At 25.9% G+C, this 1,873-nt stretch carries 3 protein-coding genes; all 3 read left to right on the forward strand.

Going from position 1 to position 1,873, the window contains the following annotated elements:
- Window positions 1-327 (forward strand): S4 domain-containing protein (locus tag C683_RS00465; protein ID WP_040388529.1); only part of this gene is annotated, 327 nt, incomplete at its 5' end.
- A gap of 15 nt (window positions 328-342) precedes the next feature.
- The gene (locus C683_RS00470; protein WP_009488146.1) at window positions 343-651 is read left to right on the forward strand and encodes a DUF1292 domain-containing protein; all 309 of its coding nucleotides are present in this window, start codon (window positions 343-345) and stop codon (window positions 649-651) included.
- A 110-nt stretch (window positions 652-761) separates the two neighbouring features.
- A complete protein-coding gene (gene thiD / locus C683_RS00475) occupies window positions 762-1,556 on the forward strand; it encodes a bifunctional hydroxymethylpyrimidine kinase/phosphomethylpyrimidine kinase (protein ID WP_009488148.1) in 795 nt (264 codons plus the stop codon).
- The last annotated feature ends 317 nt before the right edge of the window (window positions 1,557-1,873 follow it).

Here is a 1,873-nt window from a genome sequence, read left to right on the forward strand (position 1 = left end):
AAAGAAGCTGAATTTATTTCTGAAACACTATTTTCAGGAGATATTCGAGAATTAAATAGTCAACAAATTGAAGTTGCATTTTCTCATGTTCCTAGTGTTGAAATTGATAATGAATCTTTATCATTAGTAGATTTATTAGTCAATACAGAAATTGAACCATCAAAACGTCAAGCAAGGGAAGATATTGAAAATGGTGCAATTTATATCGATGGTATCCGAACTGATGATGTAAATTCAATGATAAATCCTAAAGAACATTTTGGTGGAGACTTTATTGTTATTCGTAGAGGGAAGAAAAAATATTTCTTAGTTCGTATTAACAAGTAGAGAGAGGAAAAATTTATGTCAAATCAATCAATAATTACATTAGTAAATGAAAATGGCGATGAAAAACAAGTGGAAGTTTTATATGCCATTGATGGAAAGGAATTATTTAACAAGGATTTTTTAGTAGTAACTTCTCCTGAAGAATCCGATGAAGATAAAGAATTAATTTTCTTATCCGCAATTCCTGTAAGTGATGAAGGAGAATTTCAAATAGAAATTGTTAATAATCCTGATGAATGGAATTTTGTACAAAGTCAATTTTCTAATATTGTATTAGAAGAAGGCGGAGAAATTGAATCTGTAATTACTACAGAAGAAAAATAATTTTTATTAATCCTTGAAAAAATACTTTTCAAGGATTTTTTGTTGTCTTTTTTTTAAAATGGTATAGAATATTACTTGTATTTTTAATTTTATTAAAGGAAGTGTTAATTATGATTAATGAATTCCCGCAAGTGATGACAATTGCTGGTTCAGATTGTGATGGGTCTGCTGGTATGCAAGCAGATATGAATACTTTTTTTGCTCATGATGTATACGGAATTTCCATATTGACATCATGTGTTGCTGGAAATTCATATGGAATTCAAAAAGCCCAAGATTTAGGTATAGATTTTATTGAACAAGAATTTAAATCTATTGCAGATGATTTTAAAGTAAGAGCTACCAAGACAGGAATGTTATCTAATGATTTAATTATTAATACTGTAGTTAAAAATTTACAACATTATAACTTTGGAAAATTAGTTGTTGACCCAGTGATATTGACAAAACATGGTAATAAATTACTTACGGACAATTCATTTAGTGCATTAAAAAATATATTAATTCCTTTAGCAGATGTGGTAACACCTAATTTTTCTGAAGCAGAAATCTTAACAGATATATGTATAAAAAAAGAAGATGATATGAGAAAAGTAGGGAAATTATTAAGAAATTTGGGTGCTAAAAATGTGATAATAAAAGGAAAGCATGAAGGATCTGAAGATGTCGTAAGAGACTATATTCTTTTAGAAAATGATGATGAATTTTGGTTAGAACATCAATATGTCAATACTACTAGAATTAATGGAACAGGAGATACATTATCAGCTAGTATAGTTGCTAATATTGCAAAAGGAAAAGACATAAAAACAGCTATTACTTTAGCGCATAATTACACATATAAATGTATTAAAAATGAAATTGAAGTAGGTCATAAATTTGGTCCAATTAATCATTGGGCATAATATAGAAAAATGAAAAGACAGTATGGGACTTTTTAAACCATATTGTCTTTTTTTGTAATCTTTTATTATTGAATTTTGAATTCAATGAAAAAAATATATTTTAAATAAAAAAATAATAATTATTTGAATATATAAATGTATATATGTAAAATAGGCATATATATTTACGATTTAATTGTTATGTTTGCATTAATATTTAAAGTAAGCTTATAAAAAATACTTTACTACCTTATTTGTAAGTAATATACTTCTTATAGTAAATGGTATGTCAAATATTTTATATAAAATATTTGTATTACTAATTATTATTATTGAAG

The sequence above is a fragment of the Catellicoccus marimammalium M35/04/3 genome, assembly GCF_000313915.1.
In the GTDB taxonomy this organism is placed as follows: domain Bacteria; phylum Bacillota; class Bacilli; order Lactobacillales; family Catellicoccaceae; genus Catellicoccus; species Catellicoccus marimammalium.

Excerpts from the sequence above, each read along its gene's own strand:
- C683_RS00470 (WP_009488146.1), top strand. The coding sequence starts at position 343 with ATGTCAAATCAATCAATAATTACATTAGTAAATGAAAATGGCGATGAA.
- thiD (WP_009488148.1), top strand. The coding sequence starts at position 762 with ATGATTAATGAATTCCCGCAAGTGATGACAATTGCTGGTTCAGATTGT.